The sequence below is a fragment of the Bacillus sp. FJAT-27001 genome (assembly GCF_019039175.1).
GTDB lineage: Bacteria > Bacillota > Bacilli > Bacillales > Bacillaceae > Bacillus > Bacillus velezensis.
Window position 1 is genome coordinate 718,120 of the sequence record NZ_JAHOAA010000003.1, and the last position, 14,333, is coordinate 732,452.

General features: G+C 50.0%; 15 protein-coding genes. 14 read left to right on the top strand and 1 reads right to left on the bottom strand.

Annotation, left to right across the window (positions count from 1 at the left end):
* The first annotated feature begins 52 nt into the window (after positions 1-52).
* The 3 genes from BGM27_RS13800 (at position 53) to BGM27_RS13810 (ending at position 3,453) form a co-directional block, all read left to right on the top strand.
* On the top strand, positions 53-772 hold the full coding sequence (locus tag BGM27_RS13800; RefSeq protein ID WP_003151779.1) for a response regulator transcription factor: 720 nt from the start codon (positions 53-55) through the stop codon (positions 770-772).
* The gene (locus BGM27_RS13805) at positions 769-2,511 is read left to right on the top strand and encodes a HAMP domain-containing sensor histidine kinase (RefSeq protein ID WP_015240563.1); all 1,743 of its coding nucleotides are present in this window, start codon (positions 769-771) and stop codon (positions 2,509-2,511) included. Before BGM27_RS13800 ends, BGM27_RS13805 begins: the two co-directional genes overlap by 4 nt.
* A gap of 63 nt (positions 2,512-2,574) precedes the next feature.
* Positions 2,575-3,453 carry an SMP-30/gluconolactonase/LRE family protein gene (locus BGM27_RS13810; RefSeq protein ID WP_007410048.1) on the top strand — a complete coding sequence of 293 codons (879 nt, stop codon included), beginning with the start codon at positions 2,575-2,577 and terminating at the stop codon, positions 3,451-3,453.
* Positions 3,454-3,503: 50 nt separating this feature from the next.
* Here BGM27_RS13810 and BGM27_RS13815 read toward each other — a convergent pair whose 3' ends face one another.
* Positions 3,504-4,295, bottom strand: a complete 792-nt coding sequence (locus BGM27_RS13815; protein WP_007410049.1) for an SDR family NAD(P)-dependent oxidoreductase — start codon at positions 4,293-4,295, stop codon at positions 3,504-3,506.
* 187 nt (positions 4,296-4,482) lie between these two features.
* Between BGM27_RS13815 and BGM27_RS13820 the strand changes: the two genes are divergently transcribed.
* The 11 genes from BGM27_RS13820 (at position 4,483) to liaR (ending at position 14,318) form a co-directional block, all read left to right on the top strand.
* Entirely contained in the window at positions 4,483-5,427 is a 945-nt protein-coding gene (locus tag BGM27_RS13820; protein ID WP_007410050.1) for an ABC transporter substrate-binding protein, read from the top strand.
* On the top strand, positions 5,390-6,436 hold the full coding sequence (locus BGM27_RS13825) for a FecCD family ABC transporter permease (RefSeq protein WP_020954312.1): 1,047 nt from the start codon (positions 5,390-5,392) through the stop codon (positions 6,434-6,436). The genes BGM27_RS13820 and BGM27_RS13825 overlap by 38 nt, the downstream gene beginning before the upstream one ends.
* Complete coding sequence (locus BGM27_RS13830; protein WP_007410053.1) at positions 6,433-7,659, top strand: ABC transporter ATP-binding protein; 1,227 nt, start codon at positions 6,433-6,435, stop codon at positions 7,657-7,659. Before BGM27_RS13825 ends, BGM27_RS13830 begins: the two co-directional genes overlap by 4 nt.
* Complete coding sequence (locus BGM27_RS13835) at positions 7,656-8,225, top strand: cob(I)yrinic acid a,c-diamide adenosyltransferase (RefSeq protein ID WP_007410054.1); 570 nt, start codon at positions 7,656-7,658, stop codon at positions 8,223-8,225. Before BGM27_RS13830 ends, BGM27_RS13835 begins: the two co-directional genes overlap by 4 nt.
* 164 nt (positions 8,226-8,389) lie before the next feature.
* Positions 8,390-9,658, top strand: a complete 1,269-nt coding sequence (locus BGM27_RS13840; RefSeq protein WP_007410055.1) for an MFS transporter — start codon at positions 8,390-8,392, stop codon at positions 9,656-9,658.
* A 166-nt stretch (positions 9,659-9,824) separates the two neighbouring features.
* Entirely contained in the window at positions 9,825-10,205 is a 381-nt protein-coding gene (locus tag BGM27_RS13845; protein WP_007410056.1) for a protein liaI, read from the top strand.
* Between the two features lie 13 nt (positions 10,206-10,218).
* Positions 10,219-10,896, top strand: coding sequence for a stress responsive protein LiaH (gene liaH, locus BGM27_RS13850; protein ID WP_007410057.1), 678 nt, complete (start codon positions 10,219-10,221; stop codon positions 10,894-10,896).
* 105 nt (positions 10,897-11,001) lie between these two features.
* Positions 11,002-11,871: a LiaG family protein gene (gene liaG, locus BGM27_RS13855; RefSeq protein WP_007410058.1), complete on the top strand. Its 870-nt coding sequence runs from the start codon at positions 11,002-11,004 to the stop codon at positions 11,869-11,871.
* A gap of 26 nt (positions 11,872-11,897) precedes the next feature.
* A complete protein-coding gene (gene liaF, locus BGM27_RS13860; RefSeq protein ID WP_003151794.1) occupies positions 11,898-12,629 on the top strand; it encodes a cell wall-active antibiotics response protein LiaF in 732 nt (243 codons plus the stop codon).
* A complete protein-coding gene (gene liaS, locus BGM27_RS13865) occupies positions 12,626-13,708 on the top strand; it encodes a two-component system sensor histidine kinase LiaS (RefSeq protein WP_007410059.1) in 1,083 nt (360 codons plus the stop codon). The genes liaF and liaS overlap by 4 nt, the downstream gene beginning before the upstream one ends.
* Entirely contained in the window at positions 13,686-14,318 is a 633-nt protein-coding gene (gene liaR, locus BGM27_RS13870; RefSeq protein WP_007410060.1) for a two-component system response regulator LiaR, read from the top strand. The genes liaS and liaR overlap by 23 nt, the downstream gene beginning before the upstream one ends.
* Positions 14,319-14,333 lie beyond the last annotated feature (15 nt).

The window sequence follows — 14,333 nt, forward strand, 5'->3', positions numbered from 1 at the left end:
CTTATCCATATAATGATATGATGAAAAAAACAAAGAGAAAGGAACGTCCAAGGTGGAAAATGCGTCAATTTTAATTGTAGACGATGAGAAGGCGATCGTTGATATGGTCAAACGCGTTCTCGTCAAAGAAGGCTATCACAACATTAAGACAGCCGGAAGCGCTGAGGAAGCGATCGAGTTTGTTAAACATGAAACCGCGGATCTGCTCGTGCTGGATGTGATGATGGAAGGCATGTCCGGTTTTGAAGCATGCACCGAAATCCGGAACTATACCGACGCTCCGATCTTTTTTCTGACCGCCCGTTCTTCTGATGCGGATAAGCTGTCAGGATTTGCATTGGGAGCTGACGATTATATAACAAAGCCGTTTAATCCGCTCGAATTGGCGGCGCGGATCAGAGCGACGTTAAAGAGAACCTATAAGCGCGAAGAGAAAACGGCGGTAAAGACGTATTCATACAGTCATTTTTCCTATTCACCGCAAAACGCCGAGCTGATCGTCGGGGGCGAGCCCGTCAGCTGCTCCGCACAGCTTCTGCAATTGCTTCAATATTTCTGTGAACACCCTGATGTGGTGCTCTCAAAAGATCAGATCTATGAAAAAGTATGGGGATATCCGTCTTACGGCGACAACAACACCGTCATGGTGCATATCCGCAAGCTCAGAGAAAAAATTGAAAAAGACCCCAGCAATCCGTCCTATATTGTAACGGTGCGCGGCCTCGGTTATCGGTTTATTCCCGATCAAGGAGAAAAAGGAACCCGCTCATGAGAATGCGCGGAAAATTTCTGCTCCACTTTTTCGGACAGCTGCTGCTTGTCATCCTGCTGATGTCCGTTTTGGCCGTCGCTTCTTTCTTCTATTTGGATTGGCGTTTCAGCGAAGCGGAAGCCAATGCGGGACTGACCAAAGCGACCGCGGACTCGTTTGAAGCGTGGCTTGATAAAAACGAAGACGGCACATGGGATGTCGATGAGTTTTTAAAGATGTCGGTCCGAAAGCAGAAGGGCTGGCTGCAGATCATTAATGACAATGAAAAAACGGACTACGCGTACAGAGTGCCGAAAGACGTCCCGAGCCATTACAGCAGAAAAGATCTCTTATCCATTTACCAGTACCGGAATTTTGACAACTACAAGCTGAATTACTGGACGGTCACGATAAATGATGAGACCTATTTGATTCTGTTCGGCTGGAAATCCGCCAGTGAGCAGCTTCTCACTTACATCGAATCACAGGAGCCATCCCTCGCTTCCCTTTCTCAATATAAAAAGAGCACGGTTGATTATATTAAACGGGAAAAAGGGGCGGTCTACCTTCTCGAAGACAGCGGCAGACTGCTCGGGGATATCAACAGCACGAAAAAAGAACGGAACACCGTCAATGAGCTTGAATTGCTGAAATACAGTTCCAAGCCGTGGAATTACAAACGGGAAATTTCTTTTAAAAGACTCGATAAAACGAAATGGATGGTCGCGTCGGTGCCGAACCCCGTGTACATCCCCGATCACGAGTTTAACAAATCATTTTTGAGAAATGTGATGAAAACACTCTTCCTCTTGATCGGAATCCTGGTATTTATGATCTGCATCCTGACCATCTGGTACTCTTTCCGTTTCGGCTGGCCGCTGTTTCATACCATCAAATGGCTTGTCAATTTATCAAAGGGCCGGCTTGAAGAGCCGAAGAACCGCAAAGGACAGCCGGTCAGCAAAAACAAAAAAGGCAAAACAAAACAGCCGTTCCGCTTTTTCGCCGAGATTTTCGAATCGATGGATCAGCTGACCGACACGCTGAAGCGGGATAAGAAAAACAGAGAAAAAATCCAGGCGACAAGGGAAGAATGGATCGCCGGGCTGAGCCATGACTTAAAAACCCCGCTGAGCACGATTTACGGCTACAGCATGATGCTTGAATCGAAGCAATACGACTGGACCCCGGAAGAAGTCAAAGAAATGGGGCAGATCGTCCGGGAAAAATCAGAATATATGTCTAAGCTGATTGAGGACTTAAACTTAACATACCGCCTCAAAAACGCGGCCCTCCCGATCGAACGGCGGCTGATCAACGTCGTGCCGTTTATCAGAAACGTCACGAACGATTTCACGAAAAACACGTTCTCGGAAGGCTATGACATCGCCTTTGAAACCAAAAAGGAAGACATTCTTTTCGCCATTGATGAAGCGTGGTTCCGCCGTATTCTGGAGAATCTGCTGGCAAACGCGGTTAAGCATAATAAGAAAGGGACCGCCATTCGGGTCGTGCTTGAGGAATCAGCCGAACAGCTCATTCTGAAGGTGAAAGATAACGGAAGAGGAATGGACGACGAAACGATTCACCAGCTGTTTAACCGTTATTACCGGGGAACGAATACGAAGGGACCGTCAGAAGGAACGGGACTCGGGCTCGCCATTGCCAAGGAGCTGGTTCACCTTCATAACGGAACCATCCATGTCAACAGCAGAATCAGCGCCGGAACGGTGATTACGATTCTTTTTAAAAAAGATTGAGTTTGGACGCCGCTTTGTCGGGAATAACAATAGAAGACTGACAAGCAAAAGAGGTGTTCACACATGGAAGCAGCATTACGAGCAGATACGAGAGCAGTTATCGGAGAAGGCCCTTTATGGGACAAGGACAAGCAATGCCTGTACTGGGTGGATATACTGGGCAGCCAGCTCCATATCTTCACTCCGGCTGACGGAATCAACCGTTCCGTTAAATTCAAATCATTTGTCACGGCTCTGGCCTTGTATTCAAAGGAAGAGCTGGTGATGACGATGAAAGACGGTTTTTACCTGTACAATCTTCGGGAAGACACATTGACGAAGATGAAGCAGCCGAAAGACATGCGGGAAGATATCCGTTTCAATGACGCAAAATGCGATCCGTCCGGCAGATTATGGGCGGGAACGACGAGCATGGAAGGCAAAGAAGAGGAGGCTTCGCTGTACCGTCTGAATACGGACGGCAGCCTTGCCAAAATAAAAGACCAGGTCTCCACCTCGAACGGTTTGGATTGGGATCGGGACCGAAACCTGATGTACTATATCGATACTCCGACGCAGGAAATCGTCTGTTATTCATATGATCCTGAAACCGGAGCCGTATCAGATCCGAAAACGGTCTACCGCTTTCCGAAGTCGCAAGGATCTCCCGACGGAATGACCATTGACCGTGACGGAATGCTGTGGGTGGCTCTGTTCGGAGGCGGCCGTGCCGTCCGGATTGACCCGTTTTTGCATAAGGAAATTGCATCTATCGAAGTTCCGGCGAAATACGTCACCTGCTGCGCGTTCGGAGGCAGAGACTTGAACACGTTATACATTACGACCGCGACGGAAAAATTGACGGAAGCCGAAAGACTTGAGCAGCCGCATGCGGGCGGCCTGTTTTCAGCAGAGCTTGAGACGGGCGGCTGGGAGCCGGTTCCGTTTGCAGGCATGATGTAAAAAAAGCCCTGGCATATGGGGAAGTTCCCATTGTGCCGGGCTTTTTTGTGTTAAATGGAGCGGATGATGCCGCCTTCAACCCGCTGTGCGGTGCCATTAATGGCAGAAGCCGCTGATGAAGCGAGAAATACAATCGTATTGGCGACTTCTTCCGGGGTTGCATAGCGCTGAATCAATGATGTCGGTTCATTCACTTTAAAATAATCCCGGACGAAGCTGTCTGTGTCTTCTCCGGCAGCCTTTGCGGCTCCTTCCATGTAAGAAGCGACGCCTTCGGTCCATGTCGGTCCCGGCAGCACGGAGTTGACCGTGACATTTGTGCCTTTCGTCATTTCCGCCATTCCCCGGGACAAGCTGATTAACGCCGTTTTCGTCATTGAATACGGAATCATTTGCGCAAGCGGTTTGACACCGGCTTCACTGGAGATGTTCAGAATCCGTCCGCTGTTTCTCTCGAGCATTTGCGGCAGAAAACGCCGGCACAGGCGCACGGCGCTCATAACATTCACTTCAAAATACCGAGTCCATTCGTCATCAGACACCTCAGCGAAGTCCTTTACTTCAAAAAAACCGAGATTATTGACGAGAATATCGACTTCCCCGATTACACCCGCGCGCTTTATCAAGTCATCCGCCTCATCCTGACGCGATAAATCCGCAGCGATGCCGTGGACCGTTCCGTAAGCGGAAAGCTCCTCAACCGTCCGTTCCACAGTTTCTTTTTTTCTTCCGTTTATAATCACCTCGGCGCCTTCGGCTAAAAAGCTTTTTGCCGCGGCTTTTCCGATGCCTGAGGTTGATCCTGTAATCAAAACGAGCTTTCGTTCAAGCTGTAATTCCATGATAATCCTCCTTTTTACACCATTGTGTAACAGTATACATGATGAATTTTAGTGTGTACGAACAATTTGCTTTCATGCAAAAAGGCCGGATATACAAGCCTTAAAGACTTATAGTATAATTACTGCGAAAAAAGGATACGAATGTCAAAGAGACAATCGTTTACCATAATCAGGGGGAGTTAAAAGAATGAAGAAGATCACTGCCGTCTGGGCGGCGCTTTTGGTCACCGCCTTTGTGATCGCCGGCTGTTCCGGCGCACAGGAAGAAGGAAGCGCGGCCAAACAAAAAGCCGTCTCAACCGAAGCATTCCCGGTAACCATTAAGGATGCCGCGAACGAAAAAGTAACCATAAAGCAGGCACCGGAAAAAATCGTTTCCCTCATGCCGAGCAATACGGAAATTACATACGCGCTCGGACTGGGAGATAAGGTCGCAGGCGTCACGACAAATGATACATATCCGAAAGAAGCGGTAAAAAAAACGAAAGTCGGAGATATGAATGTGAACGCTGAAAAAGTCATCGCGCTGAAGCCGGATCTCGTGCTTGCCCACGCGTCCTCTATGTCCGCTTCCGCCGATGCGATGAAGCAGCTGAAAGATGCGGGCATCACCGTCTTAACGGTCAATGATGCGCAATCGTTCCAAGATGTGTACAAATCAATCAGCATGATCGGAAAAGCGGCCGGCAAAGAAAAGCAGGCGGATAAGCTGATCAAATCGATGAAATCCGACCTTTCCGGCATAGAAAAGAAAGCGGCGGCCATTTCTGAAAAAGACGAAAAGAAAGTATTCGTCGAAGTGTCTCCTGACGGCTACACGACGGGGAAAGGCACGTTTATGAACGAAATGCTTGAAGATATACACGCGAAAAACGCCGCCGGCAGCCAGACCGGCTGGGTTCAGCTGACGGATGAAGCGATTGTCAAAATGAATCCGGACGTCATCATTACGACAGACGGCGTAAAGGCCGCTGAAGTGGAAAAACGCGCCGGCTGGGGTGCCGTCAATGCGGTCAAACACCACAATGTCTATTCTGTTGATCCCGACCTTGTCACACGCTCAGGCCCGCGCCTTGTCAAAGGGGTCGAGAAGCTTGCAGAAAGCGTTTATCCTGAAACGTTTAAAAAGTAACCGCCCGCTGGCCTACACGGTCAGCCTGCTGTTTTTAGCCGTTTGTACGGCACTCGGCATTTCAATCGGCAGTCTGCATATTCCTTTATCCGACGTTTTTTGGATCGGGATCGGCCGGACATCCTCGGCTGACCCTATGAATGTAAATATTATGATGAATATCCGCCTGCCGAGAGTCGTTCTGGCTGCCCTTGTCGGAGCCGCGTTATCCATTGCGGGAGCGGCGTTTCAGGGACTTCTGAAAAATCCGCTCGCCGACCCTTATACACTCGGGGTATCTTCGGGAGCCTCAGCGGGAGCCGTTATCACCTTGTTTTTCGGCATTCAGATTCCCGTCCTCGGCCGGTTCACACTACCGGTTGTCAGCATCGCCGCAGCCATTGCGGTCATGGCGGCGGTTCTGTTTTTCAGCCGCCTCGTTCATGCGTCGATGTCGGTTTCGACGCTCATTTTGACAGGCATCATCATGAATTCTTTTCTCGGGGCTCTCATATCGCTTGTGATCGCTTTAACGGGCAATGATCTGCTCCCGATTGTCCGCTGGCTGTTAGGAAGCGTGTCAATGAGGGGCTGGGGCTATGTCGCGCTGTTTCTGCCTTTTTTTCTGGCCGGGACGGCGCTTCTGCTTATCAATGGCAGAGAATTAAACATTATGACTTATGGAGAAGAAAAGGCAAGGCTGTTAGGCGTCAGTACGGGAAAAAGAAAATGGCTGATGATCGCCGCCGGATCTCTGCTGACGGGAGGAGCGGTTGCCGTCTCGGGGACGATCGGATTTGTCGGCCTTGTCATTCCCCACGTGACACGGCTTTTGTGGGGGACGGATCATCGCCATTTACTGCCGCTGTCAGCATTGACGGGCGCCGGGTTTCTCATTTTGGCGGATTTGTTTTCCCGCACCGTCATTGAGCCTGTCGAATTGCCGATCGGCATTATGACGGCTTTGGCGGGAGCGCCTGTGTTTGCCTTGATTCTGCTTCGCCAGCATCATGGAGGGAAACGCTTATGATCAGGGTGAGCAGCCTGTCCGGCGGGTACGGAGGCCGGATGATTGTAGAAGATGTCAGCTTTACCGCCGGAAAAGGTGAATTTGTCGGCATACTCGGTCCGAACGGCTCGGGAAAAACAACGCTGATGAAATTGCTGACGGGAATGCTCTCTCCGTCAAAAGGCGAGGTGCTCGTAGCAGGCAGGCCCGTCGGCGGATACAAGCCGCGGGAACTTGCGAAAATCATGGCCGTTTTGCCGCAGCATACGGAGCAAGCTTTTACATTTACCGTTAAGGAAACAGTGTCCTTCGGCAGATATCCGTATCAAAAAGGACTCTTCAGACAGATGGATCAACATGACGAAGACATTGTCCGGGAAGCGATGGAAATGACGGGCATCGACCGATATGCGCAGCAATCCGTCCGCAATCTGAGCGGCGGGGAGCGGCAGCGCGTCTTTCTGGCGCAGGCGCTGGCTCAGCAGCCTGAGGTGCTGTGTCTGGATGAGCCGACGACCTTTCTTGATCTCAAATATCAGAAAGACCTGCTTGATACGGTGAAGCGGTTGACGAGAGAAAGAGGCCTGACGGTCATCAGTATTTTTCACGACCTAAACGCCGCAGGCCAATATTGTGATCAGCTCCTGATGATGAAAGACGGACGCGCTTTTCCGAAGCAGACGCCGGATCAGGCTTTGAAAAAAGAGACGATTGAAGACATTTACGGCATCACCGTCAGCGCTGTTGCCCAGCAATCGTCACCGAAACCGCTGATCGCTTTCATGCCGGAAGCGCAGGAGGAAAGAGAGCCTGTCAACGTTCCGTTCGCCTCTCTGATAAACAAAAGCGGAAATACCGTAACGCTTCATACAGAACGGCCGTTCAGAATGTTGTCAACCGCATCTGACGGCCCGGGCTTTTCGTGGAGCCGCCGGCTTTCCGGCTCAGCGGCCGCTGGTTTGATCTGCCGTACGTTTGATTCGGTCACAATTGCCGTGACTGCGCAGCATACCGTTTGGGTGCTGATCAGCGGACGTTTATCGGAACAGGGATTTGTACGGCTGTTAACGGCAGCGGCTGAAGCGAGAATGCAGGCTCTTTCCGGCAGACAGGCAAAAGGCGACATTGTCATTTGCGCCTTGCAGACAGGAGAGGCGATGGATGTCCCTCACGCGGAAAGAGCCGTCAGAAGAGGAACCGCGGCATGTGTAAAAGCGGCGGAAGAAGGAGGAATACAACGATGAAGCTGTATACGAAAACCGGTGATAAAGGACAGACAAGCCTGATCGGCGGCAGAACGGATAAAGACAGTCTGCGGGTTGAAAGCTACGGGACGATTGATGAGCTGAACAGCTTTATCGGGCTTGCGCTTGCGGAGCTTGATGATTGTGAGAATTGCGGTGATGTGAAAGCCGAACTCCGAAACATTCAGCATGAGCTGTTTGACTGCGGCGGCGACTTGGCGACGGTCACTGAACATAGAAGCTATACATTAAGAGAGACATCTATTTCCGCATTGGAAGACTGCATAGACCGTTACACGGCTGAAGCGCCCCCGCTTGAGAAATTTATTCTTCCGGGCGGGCATAAGGCGGCTGCTCAGCTTCACATCGCGCGGACCGTCACGAGACGGGCTGAGCGTCTCATCGTGAAACTCGGCAAAACAGAAGAGATAAACGATACGGTGATGCGTTACTTGAACCGCCTGTCTGATTATTTTTTCGCGGCGGCAAGAGCGGTTAACGCAAGACAGGGCGTTCAGGATATAGAATATGAAAGAAGCGCCGCGGTATTCCGTGATGATGAATAATGTTTTGTTCAGCCGGCATCAGCAAGCCGGCTGTTTTTTTATAGAGATATCCATCAATTGAACCTTTATTGACAGGAGGAAAATGTATCTTATGCATTATTGACTGAAAAATTAAAAAATGAGATATTATAAGAAACATTGTAAAATAATGGGGGATTTGATAGATGGATACATATAATAAGAGCGAGAGCATCTGGAATAAAAATTTCACCCTTCTGTTTATCTCAAGGCTGGTTAAATTGTCAGGCGACGGTTTTGCCTTTAATTCCATTCTGTGGTTTTTGATTTTTGACGGGGAAGGCGCGATCGGCACGTCCCTGCTCATTGCGGTCACGTTCCTTCCGGAGGCGATGCTGGCGCCGATTACCGGGCCTTTTATGAAGCAGCATACGCTGAAATTCTGGATGTATTTCTCCGACCTGACGCGCGCGGCGGTCGTGTTGATCATTCCGGTCTGTTACTTTAACGGTTTTTCTCCTTTATGGTTTGTCATGCTTCTCATGATTGTGCATTCAGCCACGGGAGCCGCTTATAATCCTGCATCTATCTCATTAATCCCCAATATTGTCAGAGAAAACAGCCTGCAGAAAGCGAATGCGGTCATCCAGTCATCAGGCCAGATCGTCAGGCTTGCCGCCATTACGCTGAGCGGGGTGTTCTTAACATTTATCAGTCCCGCTTATTCTTTGTTTATCGCTCTTATATTCTATCTTCTATCAGGTTTTCTCGTACTCTTTATGTCATACCAAGTCCAGCATGCCAAACAGGATACAGTCGCCGTCAGACAGCGCGGGACGTATTTCGGAAGGCTCAAACGGGGTTTCGTTCTTGTCAGGAAACACCAGATTTTATACCCGCTCGCCATCTATTGTATCTTCATGAATTTTGCGGCCGCTCCGTGGGAGGCGCTCTCTGCCGTTTATGTCGCCGAAGATTTAAACATGCCGCCGATCATCTACTCGCTTTTGAAAGCGACAGGCACGGGCGGAGCCTTTTTAATGGGTTTTATTTTGGCTAAGGTGAAGGTGAACAAATACGGTCTCCTGTTTGTGTCAGCGGGAATCATAGAAGGAGCGGCATTTTTCATCACCGGCCTCAACACTTTTCTGCCGCTCGTCTTCCTCGCCGCGTTTGCGTTCGGATCTGCCGTCAGCGCTATTAATGTGCCGGAATATACGATTATTCAGACGTCTGTGGACCATGATGACCAGCCGCAAGTCTATGCCGTCATCCATATGATCTCAAACATATCCATTCCGCTCGGCGCGGTTCTTTGCGGATACGCGGCTAACGCCTTCGGTCCCGGAAAAGTCATTGCCGCCGGCGGTCTCGTTGAAGTCCTGTCCGGTCTGGGAATATTGTTCTTTACGAAGCTGGCCAAAGCTGAACGCTCAGATCTCATCAGGGAAAAAGAAGCGAGCATCAGAATATAGATTTTTCGTGAAACGCCCTGCGCCGTCCGGTGCAGCGGCGTTTTTTTATGCGAAGGTCCGGGGGCTTATACGACTCCGGTCTGATATGAAAATCAATCTCTGACTCGTTTTGCCGGCCGCGGGATTTGTTTATAGTAAAGACAAGGAAAACGAAAGGAGGATCTGCATGAATATAAATGGTAAAACGGCAGGCGGCTTTCTGCTGATTGTGTTCGGACTTTCTGTCTTTTTCGGAGGAGGCCATTTCGCATTTATCATCCCGCTGGCGATCGGAGGCCTGATGCTTTACTGGGGAATCAAACGTTTTTCAAAAGGCCGGGCGGTATCGGGTATCATCGCGGGCGTCATCGGAGCTATGATTCTCGTCGGTTCTCTTCCATTTATCGTTGCGATCGGACTGGCCGGCGCCATGGTGTATTTCGGGTGGAAGATGATGAAGCAGGGCGGCTCAGATACCGCTTCCCGCCAGTATGAACCGGAAGCGGCATCACCGGGCTATCAATCCGGATTTGACTCTGAATGGGAAGAATTTCTGAAGAAAAAATAAGGAGGAAGACAAAATGGTCTTAAAAAGAATAAGAAATATGTTCGTCGCATCTGTTAACGAAGGGCTTGATAAATTAGAAAATCCGAAAGTCATGCTGAATCAATATGTGCGTGATATGGAAAGTGACATCGCTAAGGCGAAACAAACGATTGTCAAACAGCATACGATCGTCCATCAGTTTAAGAAAAAACAGGAAGACGCCTCCGAAACGGCGGCAAAACGGAAAAACCAGGCTCAGCTTGCTTTTGATGCCGGGGAAGAGGAGCTGGCGAAAAAGGCGCTGACTGAAATGAAATACCTTGAGGGAAAAGCGGCCGAACATGAAAAAGCGTATGAGCAGGCGAAAACACAGCTGGCAGAGCTGAAAGAGCAGCTGGAAACTTTAGAAACGCGCCTCCGCGACGTAAAGGATAAAAAACAGGCGCTCATCGCCCGCGCAAACGCGGCAAATGCGAAGGAACATATGAACGCTTCTTTCGACAAAATTGACAGCGAAAGCGCCTACAGAGAGTTCCTTCGAATGGAAAGCCGCATTGAAGAAATGGAAGTCCGCGTCAAATACGGCACTTCAGCTGAGGCGAACACAGAATACAGCCGCTCCCAATATTCAGACGAGGTGGAAGCTGAGATTGAAAAAATGCGCTCGCTTTCTCTGGAAAAAACAGAGCGTCAAAAAGCGGCTCATGAATAATGTGCACAAGGGAAGATCGGCGCGTTTACGCCTCTTCCCTATACGCACGTATCAATTATCCGGCTTTTCCTTTATAATAAAATGAATGAAAAAGGATGGAACGTAATGAAGCGTAAGATTGCCAAAGGACTGATGGCGGCGTCCGTTCTGATCTGCTGTCTGTTTTTGGTGAAAGAAGTGTTTGCCGGGCGTTTTTTTCCGCTGTGCGAAACAGAAGCGGAATCGGCAAGCATACCGCCGCGTGCCGTCAACAGCCTGTCGGTTTCATCGGAACAGACGGATGTAAAAATCATCGCGGAAGCGCGGAATGATATCGCGGCAAACATGACGGGACCGGCGGGGAAAATGTTTGTCCAAAGCAGGGGAAAGACCCTCAATCTTAAAGCGAAGGAGAAAGGGTTCCAATTTCTGAATCTCTTTCAGCGCCCTCTGCTGATTGTCCGCATTCCGTATGATTATCATCGGGACATCACCGTCCATACATCAAGCGGCAGCATTGCCGTCGACGGAAACAAGGGGCTGTCTCTTGCGCACCTCGGCGTCCGTTCTGTAAGCGGGAACATGTCGCTGAAGCACGTGAAGACGGATGTGTTTGAAGCGAAGGGGCTGTCGGGCAATCTCACAGCAGCAGGCCTTGCGGCAAAAACGGGGGCTGTCCGTTTATCCTCGGGACATGTCGGGCTTCAACATGTGGCGGGCGCCCTTGACGTGCGGGTCGCTTCTGGCAGTGTCGATGCCTCGCTTGAGACGGCGGATGCTCCCGTATCCGTCAGGCTTGCGAGCGGCAGCGCAGCGATCAGCCTGCCGAAAGACGGAAGTTTTACGGTGAACGCCGAGACGGCAAGCGGAAGGATTCGGCCGTCTTATTCCTTTGAGAAAACGAGTAAGGAAGGCGGGGCATTTACCGGCATGAAAGGCAGCGGCGCCAGGCCGATTGATATAAAAGTGACGAGCGGCAATATTGCACTGCAATAGTCAAGGAAAGGAGGGGCAAGCAGCTGATGGCAAAAAAACAGATTCTCGGACTTATCATCGCCTTATTAGGCGTCAGCATGTTTTTGCGTATTATCGGCATCGGCGACTTCTTGTTTTGGCCGCTCTTTTTTCTGATCACAGGTTATATTTTTAATAAATATTCCCGCGGCTGGCTCGGCTCCGTCCTGTATATCTTCGCCGCTTTTTTATTTTTGAGGAACCTGTTCAGCGCCACCTTTAACCTGTTCGGCTATGCCTTCGCCGCCTTTCTCATATACGCGGGCTACAGGCTCCTGAAAGGAAAGCGCGTGTATGAACATAAAGAGAAGAAAATCAATCTTGAAAAAGAAGAGCAGCCAAAGCCTTCCGCCCAGACGGAAAGCAGACAGCCGGACCTCCGCAGCTTTTTTATCGGCGAGCTCCGGATGATGAAGGACCCGTTTGAGCTGAATGATTTAAATGTTTCCGGATTCATCGGCGATGTGAAAATTGATTTGTCAAAAGCGATGATTCCCGAAGGAGAAAGCACGATGACCATCAGCGGTGTCATCGGCAATGTCGATGTGTACGTCCCGCCGGATATCGAAGTGTCCGTCAGTTCATCGGCTTTTATCGGCGATATGAACCTGCTCGGCTCTAAGAAAAGCGGCATGAGCCCGAATCTGTATAAAGTATCGTCTGAGTACGGCGACTCGCCGCGGCGGATTAAAATTTCAATTTCGTTATTCATCGGCGATGTGGATGTGAAGTATTTATGAGGAAAAAATTACTCGCCAATATTCAGTGGCGCGCCATGCGGATGACCGCGGGACTCAGTCTGCTCCTTTGCGCGGTGTTTATTACGCTGATGCTGCTGTATTACGGGCTTGACCCGATGCTGCTGTTTTCTTCCGGCTGGTTCGGTATTCCGTTTGTGGTCATCCTGCTTTTGGCGTCTCTTTCGGCGGGGTTGATTTCCGGTTATGTATATGGCGGCCGCCTTAAAACAAGAATGGATACACTGATTGAAGCGGTTTTGAAATTTGAAAACGGTAATTTTGCTTATCGGGTGCCGCCGCTCGGCGATGATGAAATCGGTCTGGCGGCAGACCAGCTCAACGAAATGGCCAAGCGGGTCGAGCTCCAGGTCACATCGCTGCAAAAGCTCTCCAACGAACGGGCGGAATGGCAGGATCAAATGAAAAAATCGGTCATCACTGAAGAACGCCAGCGGCTGGCGCGCGATCTGCACGATGCCGTCAGCCAGCAGCTCTTTGCCATTTCTATGATGACATCCGCCGTCTTAGAGCAGGTGAAAGATGCGGATGACAAAATCGTCAAACGGATTCGCATGGTTGAACATATGGCGGGGGAAGCGCAAAACGAGATGAGAGCGCTGCTATTGCATTTGCGGCCCGTCACTTTAGAAGGAAAAGGCTTAAAAGAAGGGCTGATTGAGCTGTTAAAAGAGTTCAAAGCGAAGCAGCCGCTGGATATTGAGTGGGACATCAGCGATACGGGTGTGTCAAAAGGCGTTGAAGACCATCTGTTCCGCATCGTGCAGGAGGCGCTTTCCAACGTTTTCAGACATTCAAAGGCGACCAAGGTCATCGTCAGGCTCGGCGCGAAACATCAAAAACTTCAGCTTAAAGTCATTGATAACGGGGCGGGTTTTACGATGGATCAAGTGAAAGCATCCTCATACGGCCTGCATTCCATCAAGGAAAGAGCGAGTGAAATCGGCGGCATAGCGGAAATTATCTCCGTAAAGGGAAAAGGCACGCAGATCGACGTGAAAGTCCCGATTTATCAGAAAACAAAAGGAGAGAACGACAGTGATTCGAGTGTTACTGATTGATGATCATGAAATGGTCAGGATGGGTCTGGCCGCATTTTTAGAAGCACAGCCGGACATTGAAGTCGCCGGTGAAGCATCAGACGGGCAGCAGGGCGTCGATCTGGCCGCAAAGCTTTTGCCGGATGTGATTTTAATGGACCTCGTCATGGACGGCATGGACGGTATCGAAGCGACAAAACAGATCTGCGCGACACTCAATGACCCGAAAATCATCGTGCTGACGAGCTTTATTGATGACGACAAAGTGTATCCGGTGATCGAAGCGGGAGCGCTCAGCTATTTGCTGAAAACGTCCAAGGCGGCAGAAATAGCCGAAGCCATCAGAGCGGCTGCCAAGGGCGAACCGAAGCTTGAATCGAAGGTGGCGGGAAAAGTGCTGTCAAGGCTGCGCCATTCAGAGAATCAGCTTCCGCATGAAACGCTGACAAAAAGAGAACTGGAAATCCTCTGTCTCGTCGCGGAAGGCAAGACGAATAAAGAGATTGGTGAAGAGCTGTTCATTACGATTAAAACGGTGAAAACCCACATTACGAATATATTGTCAAAGCTTGATGTCAGTGACCGCACGCAGGCAGCCGTATATGCCCACCGCAATCATCTCGTGACATAAGAAAAGGAGAGCGGT

Excerpts from the sequence above, each read along its gene's own strand:
- BGM27_RS13805 (WP_015240563.1), top strand. The coding sequence starts at position 769 with ATGAGAATGCGCGGAAAATTTCTGCTCCACTTTTTCGGACAGCTGCTG.
- BGM27_RS13810 (WP_007410048.1), top strand. The coding sequence starts at position 2,575 with ATGGAAGCAGCATTACGAGCAGATACGAGAGCAGTTATCGGAGAAGGC.
- BGM27_RS13815 (WP_007410049.1), bottom strand. The coding sequence starts at position 4,295 with ATGGAATTACAGCTTGAACGAAAGCTCGTTTTGATTACAGGATCAACC.
- BGM27_RS13820 (WP_007410050.1), top strand. The coding sequence starts at position 4,483 with ATGAAGAAGATCACTGCCGTCTGGGCGGCGCTTTTGGTCACCGCCTTT.
- BGM27_RS13830 (WP_007410053.1), top strand. The coding sequence starts at position 6,433 with ATGATCAGGGTGAGCAGCCTGTCCGGCGGGTACGGAGGCCGGATGATT.
- BGM27_RS13835 (WP_007410054.1), top strand. The coding sequence starts at position 7,656 with ATGAAGCTGTATACGAAAACCGGTGATAAAGGACAGACAAGCCTGATC.
- BGM27_RS13840 (WP_007410055.1), top strand. The coding sequence starts at position 8,390 with ATGGATACATATAATAAGAGCGAGAGCATCTGGAATAAAAATTTCACC.
- BGM27_RS13845 (WP_007410056.1), top strand. The coding sequence starts at position 9,825 with ATGAATATAAATGGTAAAACGGCAGGCGGCTTTCTGCTGATTGTGTTC.
- liaH (WP_007410057.1), top strand. The coding sequence starts at position 10,219 with ATGGTCTTAAAAAGAATAAGAAATATGTTCGTCGCATCTGTTAACGAA.
- liaG (WP_007410058.1), top strand. The coding sequence starts at position 11,002 with ATGAAGCGTAAGATTGCCAAAGGACTGATGGCGGCGTCCGTTCTGATC.
- liaF (WP_003151794.1), top strand. The coding sequence starts at position 11,898 with ATGGCAAAAAAACAGATTCTCGGACTTATCATCGCCTTATTAGGCGTC.
- liaS (WP_007410059.1), top strand. The coding sequence starts at position 12,626 with ATGAGGAAAAAATTACTCGCCAATATTCAGTGGCGCGCCATGCGGATG.